The 15,411-nt window shown below is 65.0% G+C and carries 12 protein-coding genes; 10 read left to right on the top strand and 2 right to left on the bottom strand.

All coding sequences use genetic code 11. The features are described from left to right. Positions 1-21: 21 nt before the first annotated feature. Complete coding sequence (locus ACVWW6_RS38220) at positions 22-861, bottom strand: formate/nitrite transporter family protein (RefSeq protein ID WP_028174787.1); 840 nt, start codon at positions 859-861, stop codon at positions 22-24. 677 nt (positions 862-1,538) lie between these two features. On the opposite strand from ACVWW6_RS38220, the gene ACVWW6_RS38215 reads away from it, so the two are divergent. The 10 genes from ACVWW6_RS38215 to ACVWW6_RS38170 all read left to right on the top strand — a co-directional run bounded on the left by ACVWW6_RS38215 (position 1,539) and on the right by ACVWW6_RS38170 (position 14,224). Next, positions 1,539-2,858 carry a CmpA/NrtA family ABC transporter substrate-binding protein gene (locus ACVWW6_RS38215; RefSeq protein ID WP_456682575.1) on the top strand — a complete coding sequence of 440 codons (1,320 nt, stop codon included), beginning with the start codon at positions 1,539-1,541 and terminating at the stop codon, positions 2,856-2,858. A gap of 59 nt (positions 2,859-2,917) precedes the next feature. Continuing rightward, positions 2,918-3,814 carry a nitrate ABC transporter permease gene (gene ntrB, locus ACVWW6_RS38210; RefSeq protein ID WP_456682574.1) on the top strand — a complete coding sequence of 299 codons (897 nt, stop codon included), beginning with the start codon at positions 2,918-2,920 and terminating at the stop codon, positions 3,812-3,814. A gap of 12 nt (positions 3,815-3,826) precedes the next feature. After that, positions 3,827-4,621 carry an ABC transporter ATP-binding protein gene (locus ACVWW6_RS38205; RefSeq protein ID WP_011085589.1) on the top strand — a complete coding sequence of 265 codons (795 nt, stop codon included), beginning with the start codon at positions 3,827-3,829 and terminating at the stop codon, positions 4,619-4,621. Positions 4,622-4,959: 338 nt separating this feature from the next. Next, positions 4,960-6,339 (top strand): MFS transporter, encoded by a 1,380-nt coding sequence (locus ACVWW6_RS38200; protein WP_011085590.1) that lies wholly within the window; start codon positions 4,960-4,962, stop codon positions 6,337-6,339. A 123-nt stretch (positions 6,340-6,462) separates the two neighbouring features. Continuing rightward, positions 6,463-6,891 carry a globin family protein gene (locus tag ACVWW6_RS38195; protein ID WP_011085591.1) on the top strand — a complete coding sequence of 143 codons (429 nt, stop codon included), beginning with the start codon at positions 6,463-6,465 and terminating at the stop codon, positions 6,889-6,891. A 10-nt stretch (positions 6,892-6,901) separates the two neighbouring features. Beyond that, on the top strand, positions 6,902-8,119 hold the full coding sequence (locus ACVWW6_RS38190; protein ID WP_456682573.1) for an NAD(P)/FAD-dependent oxidoreductase: 1,218 nt from the start codon (positions 6,902-6,904) through the stop codon (positions 8,117-8,119). A 14-nt stretch (positions 8,120-8,133) separates the two neighbouring features. Next, on the top strand, positions 8,134-10,839 hold the full coding sequence (locus tag ACVWW6_RS38185) for a nitrate reductase (RefSeq protein ID WP_456682572.1): 2,706 nt from the start codon (positions 8,134-8,136) through the stop codon (positions 10,837-10,839). Positions 10,840-11,115: 276 nt separating this feature from the next. Beyond that, positions 11,116-11,955 (top strand): aldo/keto reductase, encoded by an 840-nt coding sequence (locus ACVWW6_RS38180; RefSeq protein ID WP_456682571.1) that lies wholly within the window; start codon positions 11,116-11,118, stop codon positions 11,953-11,955. A 187-nt stretch (positions 11,956-12,142) separates the two neighbouring features. After that, a complete protein-coding gene (locus tag ACVWW6_RS38175; protein ID WP_028174794.1) occupies positions 12,143-13,084 on the top strand; it encodes a DMT family transporter in 942 nt (313 codons plus the stop codon). 60 nt (positions 13,085-13,144) lie between these two features. After that, positions 13,145-14,224, top strand: a complete 1,080-nt coding sequence (locus ACVWW6_RS38170; RefSeq protein ID WP_456682570.1) for a zinc-binding dehydrogenase — start codon at positions 13,145-13,147, stop codon at positions 14,222-14,224. Between the two features lie 190 nt (positions 14,225-14,414). On the opposite strand, the gene ppk2 is transcribed toward ACVWW6_RS38170, so the two are convergent. Then, positions 14,415-15,335 carry a polyphosphate kinase 2 gene (ppk2, locus tag ACVWW6_RS38165; protein WP_028174795.1) on the bottom strand — a complete coding sequence of 307 codons (921 nt, stop codon included), beginning with the start codon at positions 15,333-15,335 and terminating at the stop codon, positions 14,415-14,417. Positions 15,336-15,411 lie beyond the last annotated feature (76 nt).

The raw sequence follows: 15,411 nt of genomic DNA, 5'->3' as shown, positions 1-15,411 counted from the left end.
CCCTGTCGAGACGTTGTCTGATCAGGCTGCGACGCGGGACGGCGTGGTCTTGCCGGCCTGGCGCTTCGGCTGGGTCATGACATGCGTGGCGTAGAGCGTCATGCCGGTGAAGGCGAGGCCGCCCACGAGATTGCCGAGCACGGTCGGGATCTCGTTCCAGATCAGATAGTCCATGATCGAGAACTTCGCGTGCAGCATCAGGCCCGACGGGAACAGGAACATGTTCACGACGGAGTGCTCGAACACCATGTAGAAGAACACCAGGATCGGCATCCACATCGCGATGACCTTGCCGGGCACCGAAGTCGAGATCATGGCGCCGACGACGCCGGTCGAGACCATCCAGTTGCAGAGCATGCCGCGCAGGAACAATGTCGCCATGCCGGCCGCGCCATGCGCGGCATAGCCGAGCGTTCGACCCTCGCCGATATTGCCGATGGCCGTGCCGATCTTGTCGGGGTCCTGCGTGAAGCCGAAGGTCGTGACGAAGGCCATCATGAAGGCCACCGTGAAAGCGCCGGCAAAATTGCCGACGAAGACGAGGCCCCAGTTGCGCAGCACGCCGCCAAAGGTGACGCCCGGGCGCTTGTCGATGAGGGCGAGCGGCGAGAGCACGAACACGCCGGTCAGCAGGTCGAAGCCGAGCAGGTACAGCATGACGAAGCCGACCGGGAACAGCAGCGCCCCGACCAGCGGCTGGCCGGTGTTCACGTTGATGGTGACGGCAAACCAGGCCGCCAGCGCGAGGATGGCGCCGGCCATATAGGCCCGGATGATGGTATCCCGGGTGGACATGAAGATCTTGGACTCGCCCGCATCCACCATCTTGGTGACGAATTCCGAAGGCGCGAGATACGACATCAATGGTTCCTTTTGCTTCGTAAGTGAGATCGACACGCCCCCAAAGAGAGCGCGGCTGAACATCTTGGACCGTGCGGACGGTTCTGCCGCGCACGAGGGCTATGGAGGTCTGGAAGCCTTGGGAATCGCGTCACGAGGACTGAGCCGAGAAGGGCCGCGAAGCAGTTGAGCTTCCGGTTTGCAGCCGCCAGAGGCTGCAACAATGCGGCAAGCCGCAGTCTTCGTTGACGCCAATGGAAATGCAAGTCGCGTGCCGCTTGGGCGCGATAGAAAAGGTAAGCGATTTCAAATAGATGATACGCGCCTAGATCCGGCTTTTGCCGGCTCTGCGGCCTTTTGCTTAGGCGGCTGCATAAGATTTGTGCGGCGCACAAGAAATGAGCAGTCCGCAAATTTCGCGTGCGCAGCAAGGCTGCGACAGACTGGCGCGGTGCATCTAACGTATTGAATTTTTAGATGTTTATGAGGTGCGGCGCTTGGCATGAAGCTTGAATAGTTCCAAGCCGACGCCATTGAAGCCGTCCCGCGAGACTTCTCATCCGATTTGCTGACGCCACCCGAACGGGGGTCTCCCCGTCGTGCGTTCGCATGCGCCTTTTTCTGGCGTCACGGACGGACGGGCTGCTCGTGCGCACTGACGCAATCATTCGCAACGACGCAAAAGGACGACACCGCCTATGACCAAGCGCATTCGCCGGCCTTCGGATACTGGCCTCAGCCGCCGTCAATTGTTGAAGGCCACCGGCAGCACCGCTGCCCTTCTTGCCGCCGCCAAGCTCAATTTCCCCGCCGGTGCGTTCGCGCAGGACGCCGGCCCCGAGGTCAAGGGCGCCAAGCTCGGCTTCATCGCGCTGAGCGATGCCGGTCCGCTCTTCGTCGCCAAGGACAAGGGCCTGTTCGCCAAATACGGCATGCCCGATGTCGACGTGCAGAAGCAGGCCTCCTGGGGCACCACGCGCGACAACCTCGTGCTCGGCTCGGAAGGCAACGGCATCGACGGCGCGCATATCCTCACCCCGATGCCGTACCTGATCTCGGCCGGCAAGGTGACGCAGAACAACCAGCCGACGCCGATGTACATCCTGGCGCGGCTCAATCTCGATGCGCAGTGCATCTCCGTCGCCAAGGAATATGCCGACCTCAAGGTCGGCGCCGATGCGTCAGTGTTGAAGGCGGCGTTCGAGAAGAAGAAGGCCGAAGGCAAGTCCGCCAAGGTCGCGATGACCTTCCCCGGCGGCACGCACGATCTCTGGGTCCGCTACTGGCTCGCGGCCGGCGGGATCGATCCTGACAAGGACGTCGAGACCATCACTGTGCCGCCGCCGCAGATGGTGGCCAACATGAAGGTCGGCACCATGGACGCCTTCTGCGTCGGCGAGCCCTGGCCCGGGCAGCTGGTCCACCAGGGCATCGGCTACACCGCCGTCAACACCGGCGAGATCTGGAGCAAGCATCCGGAAAAGTCGCTCGGCATGCGCGCGGCCTGGGTCGACAAGAATCCGAGGGCGGCCAAGGCGATCCTGATGGCGGTGATGGAGGCCCAGCAATGGGCCGACAAGATGGAGAACAAGGAAGAGCTCGCCACCATCATGGGCAAGCGGCAGTGGATCAACTGCCCGGTCGAGGACATCGCCGATCGCGCCAAGGGCAAGTTCGACTACGGCAACGCCGGCAAGGTGGTCGAGAACTCGCCGCACATCATGAAGTACTGGCGCGATCATGCCTCCTATCCGTTCCAGAGCCATGATCTCTGGTTCATGACCGAGGACATCCGCTGGGGCAAATACGAAGCCGGCTTCGACAGCAAGGCGCTGATCGCCAAGGTCAACCGCGAGGACCTCTGGAAGGACGCGGCCAAGACGCTTGGTGTCGCAAGCTCCGACATCCCGGCCTCCACCTCGCGCGGCAAGGAGACCTTCTTCGACGGCAAGGTATTCGATCCCGAAAATCCGGCGGCCTATCTGAAGTCGCTCGCGATCAAGCGCGTCGAAGTCTGATGGAGCCCTGCGGCCGCCGCGAGGCGGCCGCATCGTCCCGGAGCCGGAGAGAGATAGCGATGAACATGCCTGCCACGAAGATTGAGGTTGAGACCGCGACACCCGCGGGAAGCGCCGCGCCCGTCGTCGCGATGACGCCGAAGCGGCCGCCGCGGAGCGAGGCTTACGCGCGCATGGTGCGCGAGACCGCTGTGCGCGTCATCCCGCCGCTCGTCGTGATCGCGCTGCTGACGCTGGTCTGGGAGCTGGTCTGCCGCCGCGCCGGCTCGGCACTGCCGCCGCCGTCGCGGGTATTCAAGGACACCAAGGAGCTGATCCTCGATCCGTTCTTCGACCATGGCGGCATCGACAAGGGTCTGTTCTGGCATCTCTCCGCCAGCCTTCAGCGCGTCGCCTTCGGCTATTCGCTTTCCGCGATCGCCGGCATCGCGCTCGGCGTGCTGGTCGGCCAGTCGGTCTGGGCGATGCGCGGGCTCGATCCGCTGTTCCAGGTCTTGCGCACCATCCCGCCGCTCGCCTGGCTGCCGCTCTCGCTCGCGGCGTTCCGTGACGGCCAGCCCTCGGCGATCTTCGTCATCTTCATCACCTCGATCTGGCCGATCATCATCAACACCGCGGTCGGCATCCGCAACATCCCGCAGGACTACCGCAACGTCGCGGCCGTCGTGCAGCTCAATCCGCTGGAGTTCTTCGGCAAGATCATGATCCCGGCGGCCGCACCCTACATCTTCACCGGCCTGCGCATCGGCATCGGTCTGTCGTGGCTCGCCATCGTCGCCGCCGAAATGCTGATCGGCGGCGTCGGCATCGGCTTCTTCATCTGGGACGCCTGGAACTCCTCGCACATCAGCGAGATCATCCTGGCGCTGATCTATGTCGGCATCGTCGGCTTCGTGCTCGATCGTCTGATCGCCGGCCTCGGCAAGATCGTCACCCGCGGCACCGCGACGAACTGAGGAGGGGGACACATGACCGCCTATCTGAAGCTCGACCACATCGACAAGATTTTTACCCGCGGCGCCGCCACCACGGAGGTCCTGAAGGACATCAACCTGACCATCGAAAAGGGGCAGTACGTCTCGATCATCGGCCATTCCGGCTGTGGCAAGTCGACCCTGCTCAACATCATCGCAGGGCTGACCAACGCCTCGACCGGCGGCGTGCTGCTCGAGAACCGCGAGGTCAACTCGCCGGGACCCGACCGCGCCGTGGTGTTCCAGAACCACAGCCTGCTGCCCTGGCTCACGGTCTACGAGAACGTCAGGCTCGGCGTCGACAAGGTCTTCGCCAAGACCAAGACGCGGGCCGAACGCGACGCCTGGGTGATGCACAATCTCAATCTCGTGCAGATGGCGCACGCCAAGGACAAGCGTCCTTCCGAAATCTCCGGCGGCATGAAGCAGCGCGTCGGCATCGCGCGGGCGCTGGCGATGGAACCGAAGGTGCTGCTGCTCGATGAGCCGTTCGGCGCACTCGACGCGCTCACCCGCGCGCATCTGCAGGACTCGGTGATGGCGCTGCACCAGAAGCTCGGCAACACCATCCTGATGATCACCCACGATGTCGACGAGGCCGTGCTCCTGTCCGACCGTATCGTGATGATGACGAACGGGCCGAGCGCGCGCATCGGTGAGGTGCTGGAGGTGCCGCTGGCACGTCCCCGCAAGCGGCTCGAGCTCGCCACCAGCACCACCTATCTGAAGTGCCGGCAGCGCGTGCTCGAATTCCTCTATGAGCGTCATCGCTTCGTCGAGGCCGCGTAAACGCGGCGTTAACGCGTGATGTGTCTCGCCTAATTTTGAGACATCAAGCTCAATCCTTGTGCGGCGCACAGGGATTGAGCGAATCGCAAAATTTGCGTGCGAAATAGCCCTGCAAAAATTTCGGGCAATTCGAACAAGCCACTGAATTCCCTGTATTTCCCGAACGCGCGCAATTGGCACGGAAATTGAAACGTGTTTGTGCGACGCCAACGACGACGTCCCTCAACATCATCAATCAGCATCGTGAACTCGCCACCGGGGTGAAGCCTCGGAGCGCGCCTCCGTGGCCGGAGGCAGAGCCTGCAACGACGCAGCGGTGAGCCTAGAAGGGATACTCAATGACGAAGAATCCGACCTGGATTTCAGACTGGCGCCCCGAGGATGAGGCGTTCTGGAATGCGACTGGCAAGACTATCGCGCGACGCAACCTGATCTGGTCGATCGTGGCCGAGCATATCGGCTTCTCGGTCTGGCTGATCTGGAGCATCGTCACCACCAAGCTGCCGCAGGCAGGCTTCCATTACACCACCGACCAGCTGTTCCAGCTCGTCGCAGTGCCGGGCCTGATCGGCGCGTTGATGCGCTTTCCCTATACATTCGCGGTGACGACGTTCGGCGGTCGCAACTGGACCATTTTCAGCGCGGCCATCCTGTTCATTCCGACGTTGTCGCTCGCCTGGTTCGTCAGCCAGCCCGACACGCCGTTCTGGCTGATGCTGCTGATCGCCTCGACTGCCGGTCTCGGCGGCGGCAATTTCGCCTCCAGCATGACAAACATCTCCTTCTTCTTTCCGGACAGGATGAAGGGATGGGCGCTGGGCCTCAACGCGGCCGGCGGTAATATCGGCGTCTCCAGCGTGCAGCTCCTGACCCCGATCCTGATGACGCTCGCCGTCATCAACCTGTTCCAGGCAACCCCCGTCGACGGCGTGTTCCTTCAGAACGCCGGCCTGATGTGGGTGCTGCCGATCGCGATCGCGGTGTTCGGCGCGGTGTTCTTCATGAACAACCTAACCACGGCCAAATCGTCGATCAGCAATCAGCTGGCGGTGGTCAAGCGCAAGCATACCTGGATCATGGCGTACCTCTATATCGGCACGTTCGGATCCTTCATCGGCTACTCCGCGGCGTTTCCGCTGCTGATCAAGACGCAGTTTCCGTCGGTGACGATCGCGATCGCGTTCCTCGGGCCTCTCGTTGGTTCGCTGTCGCGCCCGTTCGGCGGCTGGCTGGCCGACAGGATCGGCGGCTCGGTCATCACCTTCTGGAACTTCATCGTGATGGCGGGCGCCACCGTCGGCGTGCTCTATTTCGTCGGGCAGAAGGATTTCATCGGCTTCCTGTCGATGTTCCTGATCCTGTTCGTGACGACGGGCATCGGCAACGGCTCGACCTACCGCATGATCCCCTCGATCTTCCGCGAGCAGAACCTGTTCAAGGTGCGCGGCAAGGGCGATGCGGCGCGCGCAGCCGCCCTGAAGACGGCGAGCATCGAGAGCGGTGCGGCGGTTGGCTTCATCGGCGCGGTCGGCGCGGTCGGCGGCTATCTGATCCCGAGCGGTTTCGGCAAGTCGATCGCCATGACCGGTGGGCCGCAGCTTGCGCTCGCGATCTATCTCGCCTTCTACGCCTCCTGCCTCGGCCTGACCTGGTGGTTCTACCTGCGTCGCAGCCCGCAGCGTGAAGGCGCGCCAAGCCTCGCCGAAGCTCGCGTTTAGAGACTTGGTACGAATCTCGCTTCTCCCCGTACGCGGGGAGAAGACTCTCTGATGACGTTTGACCCATGAACCTTGTTCGCAACGACGCGGACAAAGGCAGACCGAAACAGACAGGAGAACATCATGACGCCCGAACAGATTACCCTCATCCAGCAGAGCTTCGCCAAGGTCGCGCCGATTTCGGAGACCGCCGCGGTGCTGTTCTACGATCGCCTGTTCGAGGTGGCGCCGTCCGTACGCGCGATGTTTCCCGAGGACATGACCGAGCAGCGCAAGAAGCTGATGGGCATGCTCGCCGCCGTCGTCGGCGGCCTGTCGAACCTGGACTCGATTCTTCCCGCGGCGTCGGCGCTCGCCAAGCGCCACGTCGCCTACGGCGCCAAGGCCGAGCACTATCCCGTGGTCGGCGCGACCTTGCTGTGGACCCTGGAGAAGGGTCTCGGCGAGGCCTGGACGCCCGAACTCGCCACGGCCTGGACCGACGCCTACGGCGTGCTGTCCGGCTACATGATTTCCGAGGCCTATGGCGCTCAGGCGCAGGCCGCCGAATAGGAGATGCCTTGTGAGTGAACCGCTGGTCATCGTCGGTAACGGTATGGCGGCCGCGCGTCTGGTCGACGAGCTCGCCAAGACTTCGCTTGGCCGCTACGCGGTTGCCGTTATCGGCGATGAACCGAGGCTCGCTTACAACCGCGTGCTGCTCTCCTCCGTGCTGGCCGGCGAGACCGGCTCGCACGAGATCGAGCTGCGGCCGGCCGACTGGTGGCGCCATCGCGGCGTCACCGTGCGCTACGGCTACCGCGTCACCGAGATCGACACCGGCCGCCGCGAGCTCAAGATCGAGGGTGAGGAGAGCATGGAATATTCCAAGCTCGTGCTCGCCACGGGATCGACGCCGCTGCGGCTCAACGTGCCGGGCGCCGATCTCGCCGGCGTGCACACGTTCCGCGACACGCGCGACGTCGACCTGCTGCTGACGCTTGCGGCGGCGAAGAAGCGGGTCGTCGTGGTCGGCGGCGGTCTGCTCGGGTTGGAGGCGGCCTATGGACTTGCCAAGGCCGGCGCCCCGGTGACGCTGCTGCATCTGATGGACCGGCTGATGGAGCGCCAGCTCGATGGGCCGGCCGCCGATCTGCTCAAGACGCTGGTCGAGCGCAAGGGCATCCGCATCCTGCTCAATGCCAGCACGAAGTGCATCCATGGCGACGGCCACGTCGAGGCGGTCGAGCTTGCCGACGGCAGCCGCATCGAGGCCGATGCCGTGATCTTTGCCGCCGGCATCAGGCCCAATGTCGCGCTGGCCAAGGACGCCGGTATCGCGGTCAACCGCGGCATCGTGGTCAACGACGTCATGCAGACGGCGTCACCCGACATCTTCGCGCTCGGCGAATGCGCCGAGCATCGCGGCACCTGCTATGGCCTGGTCGAGCCGGCCTATGAGCAGGCGCGCGTGCTGGCGCGGCATCTCGCCGGCCGGCCCGCCGCCTATCAGGGCAGCGTGGTCTCGACCAATCTGAAGGTCTCGGGCGTCAGCGTGTTCTCCGCAGGCGACTTCATGGGCGGGGAGGGCAGCGAGAGCCTCGTGCTGTCAGACCGCAGGCGCGGCACCTACAAGAAGCTCGTCATCGCCGACGGCCGGCTCACCGGCGCGGTGCTGATCGGCGATACCGTCGATGCGCTCTGGTACCTCGAGCTGATCCGCAACCGCGACAAGGTGGCGGCGATCCGTACCGACATGATGTTCGGCCGCGCGCTCGCGCGTCCTTCCAAGGCGGCTTGACAAGGCAGCTCGATATGACGGCGATCGACCCGAAGCTCCGGACCACCAAGACCACCTGCCCCTATTGCGGCGTCGGCTGCGGCGTGCTCGCAACGCCGGACGGCAAGGGCGGCGCGGCGATCGCCGGCGACCCCGATCATCCCGCCAATTTCGGCCGGCTGTGCTCCAAGGGCTCGGCGCTCGGTGAGACCGTCGGGCTGGAGGGCCGGCTGCTTTACCCGATGATCCGCTGCAAGGGCGTGCTGGAGCGCGTTGCCTGGAGCGATGCGCTCGACCACGTCGCCCACCGCATGCAGCACATCGCGGCGCGCGACGGTGCCGACGCGGTCGCGTTCTATCTCTCCGGCCAGCTCCTGACCGAGGATTACTATGTCGCCAACAAGCTGATGAAGGGCTTTGTCGGCACCGCCAATGTCGACACCAATTCGCGGCTCTGCATGTCGTCCTCGGTCGCCGGCCATCGCCGCGCCTTCGGCGCCGACACCGTGCCCGGCTGCTACGAGGATCTCGACCAGGCCGACCTACTGGTCTTCGTCGGCTCGAACGCGGCGTGGTGTCACCCCGTGCTGTTCCAGCGCATGCTGAAGAACAGGCAGGAGCGCGGCGCCCGCATGATCGTGATCGACCCGCGCCGCACCGACACCGCGAGCGACGTCGATCTGTTCCTGGGGCTGAAGCCCGGCACCGACACCGCCTTGTTCTCGGGCCTGTTCGTCCATCTCGCCGACAGCGGCGCGCTGGACCAGGCCTACATCGCGAGCAACACGTCGGGCCTCGACGACGCGCTGGTGCGCGCGCGCAACATCGCCGGCAGCGTCACTGCGACCGCGCTGGCCACAGGCCTCTCCGAGCAGGACGTCGCGACCTTCTTCAAGATGTTCCGTGACACGCCGCGCGTCGTCACGCTCTATTCGCAAGGGGTCAACCAGTCGGCGCAGGGCACCGACAAGGTCAACGCGATCCTCAACTGTCATCTCGCCACGGGCCGCATCGGCAAGCCGGGCGCCTCGCCGTTCTCGCTCACCGGCCAGCCCAACGCGATGGGCGGCCGCGAGGTCGGCGGCCTCGCCAATCAGCTCGCCGCGCACATGAATTTCACGCCGCCGGACATCGACCGTGTCAGGCGGTTCTGGAAGGCACCGCGCATCGCTACCCATGAGGGGCTGAAGGCGGTGCAGCTGTTCGAGGCGATCAACCGCGGTGAGGTCAAGGCGCTGTGGGTGATGGGCACCAACCCCGCGGTGTCGCTGCCCGACGCGGACTTCGTGCGCGAGGCGCTGAAGAAGCTCGAGCTGTTCGTGGTCTCCGAGAACGTGCTCTCCAACGACACGGTCGAAGCCGGCCCGCACGTGCTGCTGCCCGCGCTCGCCTGGGGCGAGAAGTCGGGCACGGTGACCAACTCCGAACGGCGCATCTCGCGCCAGCGCTCGTTCCTGCCGGCGCCGGGCGAGGCGCGGCCGGACTGGTGGATTCTCAGCGAGACCGCCAAACGTCTCGGCTTCGGCGACAGTTTTGACTACAAATCCGCCGCCGATATTTTCCGCGAGCACGCGGCGCTTTCGGCGTTCGAGAACGATGGCAGCCGCGATTTCGACATCGGCGCGTTGACCTCGCTATCGAACGAGGCCTTCGACGCCTTGAAGCCCGTGCAGTGGCCGGTGCGCGAAGGCGGGGCGCCCGGCGAGCGCTTCTTTGCGAGCGGTGGTTTCTTCACCAATGACGGCAAAGGCCGTTTCGTCGCGCCGGAGGTGCCGGCGCTGCGTAGCGAGACCGGTGCGTCGCGCCCCTTGCGGCTTAACACCGGGCGCATCCGCGACCAGTGGCACACCATGACGCGCACGGGCCTCAGCCAGCGGCTGGGCGCGCATCTGCCCGAGCCGTTCGTCGAGGTCCATCCCGACGACGCCGGCAAATTCGGCATCGCCCATGACGGCTATGCCCGCATCACCACCGATTACGGGCAGTGCATCCTGAAGGTGGTCGTCAGCGATCGGCAGCAGCGCGGCACGCTGTTCGTGCCGATCCACTGGAGCGCGATGAATGCCTCGCACGGCCGCGTCGGCGCGCTGGTGCAGTCCTTCACCGACCCGTTTTCGGGCCAGCCGGAATCCAAGGCGACGCCGGCCGCGATCGCGCCCTATGAATACGTCTTCCGCGGCTTCGCGCTGTCGCGCAAACAGCTCGACCTGCCGCCCAATCTGCTGTGGACGCGGGTCACGGTCAGCGGCGGCTTCGGCTATCTCTTCGCCGACAATGCCGACCTGTCGCGCTGGCCCGCCTGGCTCGAGGGTGTCGCGGGCGAGGATGTCGCCGAGTACCGCGATTTCGGCGGCGGCGTCTATCGTGCGGCCTCGTTCGCGGGCGATCGCATCGAGACCTGCCTGTTCGTCGGACCCGCCCATGATGCCGGCGACTGGGAGGTGGTGAAGAGCCTGTTCGTGGCCGATCAGGTCACCGACGACCAGCGCCGCATGCTGCTGTCGGGCAAGTCCGGCGAAGGCGCCGCCGCGACCGGCCCGATCGTCTGCGCCTGCTTCGGCGTCGGCCGCGGCACCATCTGCGACACCATCGCGAGCGGCGCGCGCACGACGGCCGAGATCGGCGCCAGGCTCAAGGCTGGCACCAATTGCGGCTCCTGCATCCCCGAGCTGAAGCGCCTGATCGCGACGACGGAGGTCGCGCCAGTGAAGCAGGCCAAGGTGGCCGGCGCGGCGGGTTAGCGGTCGGCTCTTTCCATCGTCATAGCGAGCGCAGCGAAACAATCCAGCGTCTCTCCGTGGAGACAGCCCGGATTGCTTCGCTGCGCTCGCTATGACGATGTTGATGCATTGCGCAAGCTAGCTCCCCATCGTCGTCCTGGCGAAAGCCAGGGCCCATTATCCCGGTCAGCGTGGCGAAGGCACGCTGGGGCCACCATCTACTGCAACAACACCTCCTTGTGCTAATGGGTCCTGGCTTTCGCCAGGACGACATGAATATCGAAGATCGGACCGCACATGAACACAAACCCCTTCGGCAAGACCGGTGCCAACGTCTCCGTCATCGGGCAGGGCACCTGGTATCTCGATCATGGCGATCGCAAGCGCGCGATCGCGGCGCTTCAGCGCGGGCTCGATCTCGGCATGACCCATATCGACACCGCCGAGATGTACGGCGATGCCGAGCTGGTCATTGCGGACGCGATCGCGGGCCGGCGCGACGAGGTGTTCCTCGTCTCGAAAGTGCTGCCGAGCAACGCCTCGCGCCGCAGCACCATCACGGCGTGCGAACGCTCGCTGAAGCGGCTCAAGACCGATCGCCTCGACTGCTATCTTCTGCATTGGCGTGGCTCCTATCCGCTCGAAGACACCGTCGCTGCGTTCGAGGAACTTGTGAAGGCCGGCAAGATCAAATCCTGGGGCGTCTCCAATTTCGATGTCGACGATCTCGACGAGATGCTCGACGTCGCGGGCGAGGGCCGCATCGCCTGCAATCAGGTGCTCTATCATCTCAAGGAACGCGCGATCGAGCATGCCGTGATTCCGTGGTGCGAGCGGCACGGCGTCGCGGTCGTCGCCTATTCGCCGTTCGGCCATGACGATTTTCCGGCAGGCAACAGCAAGGGCGGCGCCGTGCTGGCGCGCATCGCGGAGGCGCGGCGCGTGACACCGCGTCAGGTCGCGCTGAGCTTCCTCACCCGTGCGATTACGGTGTTCGCGATCCCGAAGGCGTCGTCGGCGGAACATGCCGGCGAAAATGCCGCTGCCGGCGATCTCGTGCTGACGAAAGAGGAGATTGCGGCACTGGATGCGGCGTTTCCGCGCGGTCCGAAGCCGCGAGGTCTGCCCATGCTGTAGTGCAGCAAGCGCGCATTCTTAATGGAGTATTGACGCGCGCAGCCCTCAGCGCATATCGGCATCCTGTTTTCGGAAGTTGTGAACGCGGCGCATTTGTCGTTTTTTACGAGCGCTCGATTCGCATTTTTCCCGAGTTCCAGCCGTGACCCCGCCGCCAGCCGCAGCCGCAAGGCTCGACAGTATTTCCGTGTCCATGCCCGAGAAGAAGCATGTCGGCCGCCGCGCACCTGCGCGCGTCGATCATCCCTTCAAGGGCATCGCGCTGATCCTGTTGTCGACGGTGTTTCTCGGCTGCTCCGACATCACCGCGAAATATCTTTCGACCAGCCTGCCGTCGATCCAGATCACCTGGATCCGCTTCCTCACCTTCGCGCTGATGTTCACGCCCGTGATGCTGCCGGCTTCGCCGCTCTACGCGATGCGCACCCAGCGCCTTGGCCTGCACGTGATGCGCGGTGCGGCGCTGCTCGGCTCCTCGCTGTTCTTCATCACCGGCCTGCGCTTCCTGCCGATCGCGGAAGCTTCCGCTACCGGCTTCGTCGCGCCGCTGTTCGTCACCGCGCTCTCGATCGTCTTCCTCGGCGAGAAGGTCGGCATGCGCCGCTGGTTTGCGACCGCGCTCGGTCTCATCGGCGTGCTCATCATCCTGCGGCCGGGCACCAGCGCGTTTCATCTGGCGGCGTTCTTCCCCGTGGTCTCAGCGGCCTGCTGGGCCGGCACGCTGATCCTGACGCGCATGATGAGCGGCCGCGAAGCGGTCATCACCACCATGGCCTATTCCTCGTTGACCGGTCTTGCGATCCTGACCGCGATGGTGCCGTTCGTCTGGGTCACGCCGTCCTGGACCGCGATCGCGCTCGGCATCTTTATCGGCGTCGCCTCCACCGCGGGCCAGTGGATCGTCGTGCTCGCCTATCGCTACGGCGACGCCTCGGTGCTCGCGCCGTTCTCCTATACGCAGCTGCTCTGGGTCAGCATTCTCGGCTTCTTCATCTTCGGCGAGGTGCCTGATGTCTGGACCGTCGTCGGCGCGGCCTTCATCGTCGCCAGCGGTCTCTACATCGCCCATCGCGAGCGCGTCCGCCGGGCCCAGCTCCTGGTGCTGGAAGAGCGTTCGCCGAACGCCTGACGCAAGTGCGCGCATCGCGCGTCGTGCTATCAATGCCTCCAACAACACGGGAGGAGCCGGATGCGCGCTGCGATCTTCAGGAACGGTGAGATTGTCGTTGGCCAGATGGTCGAGCCGAAGCCGGGCCCTGGCCAGGTGCTGGTCAAGACGCTCGCCTGCGGCATCTGTGGCTCCGACCTGCATGCGCGCCAGCACGCCCACCGCATGGTGGAGATGGCGCGGAAGGTTGGCCGCAAGCCGATGGACCTTACCCGCGACGTCGTGTTTGGTCATGAATTCTGCTGCGAGATCGTCGACTACGGCCCTGGCACCGGGCGCAAGCTCAAGCCCGGCACCCATGTCTGCTCGCTGCCGGCACTGGTGACGCCGCAAGGCATCGAGGGCATCGGCTATTCCAACGACAATATCGGCGGTTATGCGGAAGCGATGCTGCTCAGTGAAGCGCTGCTGCTCGAGGTGCCCAACGGTCTGGCTCCCGAACCTGCCGCACTGACCGAGCCGCTCGCCGTCGGCGTCCACGCCGTCGCCAAAGCCAATATCAGCGGCGGCGAGGTGCCGCTGGTGGTCGGCTGCGGACCGGTCGGGCTCGCGGTGATTGCCGCGCTGAAGATCAGGGGGCTGCATCCGATCGTCGCCGCCGACTATTCGCCGGCGCGGCGTGCGCTCGCAGCTCAGCTCGGCGCCGACATCGTGGTCGATCCCAAGGTGTCGCAGCCCTACACGGCCTGGGCCGAGCACGCGCAGATGTCAGACGCCGAGAAGGCGGCGCGACCGCCGTTCCAGGCGATGCTGCCGGCGCTCAAGCCCGCTATCATCTTCGAATGCGTCGGCGTGCCCGGTCTGTTGCAGCAGGTGTTCGAGGGCGCCCCGCGCGATGCCAGGATCGTCGTGGTCGGCGTCTGCATGGAGAGTGACAGAAACGAGCCCATGCTCGGCATCATGAAGGAGCTCAACGTCCAGTACGTGCTCGGCTACACGCCGGAGGAGTTCGCAAGCTCGCTGCGCTTGATCGCGGAAGGGCAGGTGGACGCCGCAGCCATGGTGACGGCCGAGGTCGGCCTCGACGGCGTCGCAAAAGCCTTCGCCGACCTCGCCAATCCCGAGGCGCACACCAAGATCATCGTGCAGCCGTGGCGGTAGCTGTGCAGCCGCAACGGCGGTGGGCTCCCTCCCCCGCTTGCGGGGGAGGGTTGGGGAGAGGGTGCTTCCTCATCGGCAGTCCCAGTGTGGAGAGAACCCTCACCCGGCGCTATGCGCCGACCTCTCCCGCAAGCGGGAGAGGTTGACCGAGCTCGCGGCTGCTCGCCTCGCCTCAGGAGCAGGGCCTCGCTCAATACTTCGCAGGCACATACATCTCCGGCGGAACTGGCCCGCGGTGATAGTCGGGGTTGCGCATGCGCGGCGGCAGCACCACCGGCACGCGTGCGACCTCCTGGTACGGGATCTGGCTGAGCAAATGCGCGATGCAGTTGAGCCGCGCCCGCTTCTTGTCCACGGCATCGACGATCCACCATGGCGAGTCGGGCAGGTGGGTGTGCTCCAGCATCGTCTCCTTGGCCTTGGTGTACTGCTCCCAGCGGCTGCGCGCCTCGACGTCCATCGGGCTCAGCTTCCACTGCTTGAGCGGATCCCTGATGCGCATGCTGAAGCGGAACTGCTGCTCGTCGTCGGTGATCGAGAACCAGTACTTGACCAGGATGATGCCGGAGCGGATCAGCATCCGCTCGAACTCCGGCACCGTCTTGAAGAACTCCTGGTACTGATCTTCGGAGCAGAAGCCCATCACGCGCTCGACGCCAGCGCGGTTGTACCAGCTGCGGTCGAACAGCACCATCTCGCCGCCGGCGGGAAGATGCGCCACGTAGCGCTGGAAATACCATTGCGAGCGCTCGCGCTCGCTCGGCGCGGGAAGCGCGGCGACGCGACAGATGCGGGGATTGAGCCGCTGGGTGATGCGCTTGATGACGCCGCCCTTGCCGGCGGAGTCGCGGCCCTCGAACAGCACCACGACCTTCTTCTTTTCGCTCTGCACCCAGTCCTGGAGCTTGACCAGCTCGCCCTGCAGCCGCAGCAGCTCACGGAAATAGAGCCTGCGATCCACCGTCGGGCGGAGCGTGCCGGTCTCGTCCAGCAGCTCGTCGAGCCTGCTGTCATCGAGCTCCATCTCCAGCTCTTCGTCGAGATCGTCGGTCATTTCCCGGATGATGCGCTCGCGTTTGGCCATTTCAGGGGTGCGGTCCGATGCGGTCATGGGTCCTTCTTTCGGCAGGGTGCCTGTCGCCCGTGACCATCGGCGGGGTTTATTGCGCCCTTGTGACACCGGTTCC

The organism is Bradyrhizobium sp. USDA 3311, from assembly GCF_054062495.1.
Note: the sequence above shows the minus strand (reverse complement) of the source record. Positions and strands in the feature narration are given on the sequence as shown.

What these genes read in the sequence shown, in the direction of transcription:
- ACVWW6_RS38220 (WP_028174787.1), bottom strand. Translation starts at nt 861, where the DNA reads ATGTCGTATCTCGCGCCTTCGGAATTCGTCACCAAGATGGTGGATGCG.
- ACVWW6_RS38215 (WP_456682575.1), top strand. Translation starts at nt 1,539, where the DNA reads ATGACCAAGCGCATTCGCCGGCCTTCGGATACTGGCCTCAGCCGCCGT.
- ntrB (WP_456682574.1), top strand. Translation starts at nt 2,918, where the DNA reads ATGAACATGCCTGCCACGAAGATTGAGGTTGAGACCGCGACACCCGCG.
- ACVWW6_RS38205 (WP_011085589.1), top strand. Translation starts at nt 3,827, where the DNA reads ATGACCGCCTATCTGAAGCTCGACCACATCGACAAGATTTTTACCCGC.
- ACVWW6_RS38200 (WP_011085590.1), top strand. Translation starts at nt 4,960, where the DNA reads ATGACGAAGAATCCGACCTGGATTTCAGACTGGCGCCCCGAGGATGAG.
- ACVWW6_RS38195 (WP_011085591.1), top strand. Translation starts at nt 6,463, where the DNA reads ATGACGCCCGAACAGATTACCCTCATCCAGCAGAGCTTCGCCAAGGTC.
- ACVWW6_RS38185 (WP_456682572.1), top strand. Translation starts at nt 8,134, where the DNA reads ATGACGGCGATCGACCCGAAGCTCCGGACCACCAAGACCACCTGCCCC.
- ACVWW6_RS38180 (WP_456682571.1), top strand. Translation starts at nt 11,116, where the DNA reads ATGAACACAAACCCCTTCGGCAAGACCGGTGCCAACGTCTCCGTCATC.
- ACVWW6_RS38170 (WP_456682570.1), top strand. Translation starts at nt 13,145, where the DNA reads ATGCGCGCTGCGATCTTCAGGAACGGTGAGATTGTCGTTGGCCAGATG.
- ppk2 (WP_028174795.1), bottom strand. Translation starts at nt 15,335, where the DNA reads ATGACCGCATCGGACCGCACCCCTGAAATGGCCAAACGCGAGCGCATC.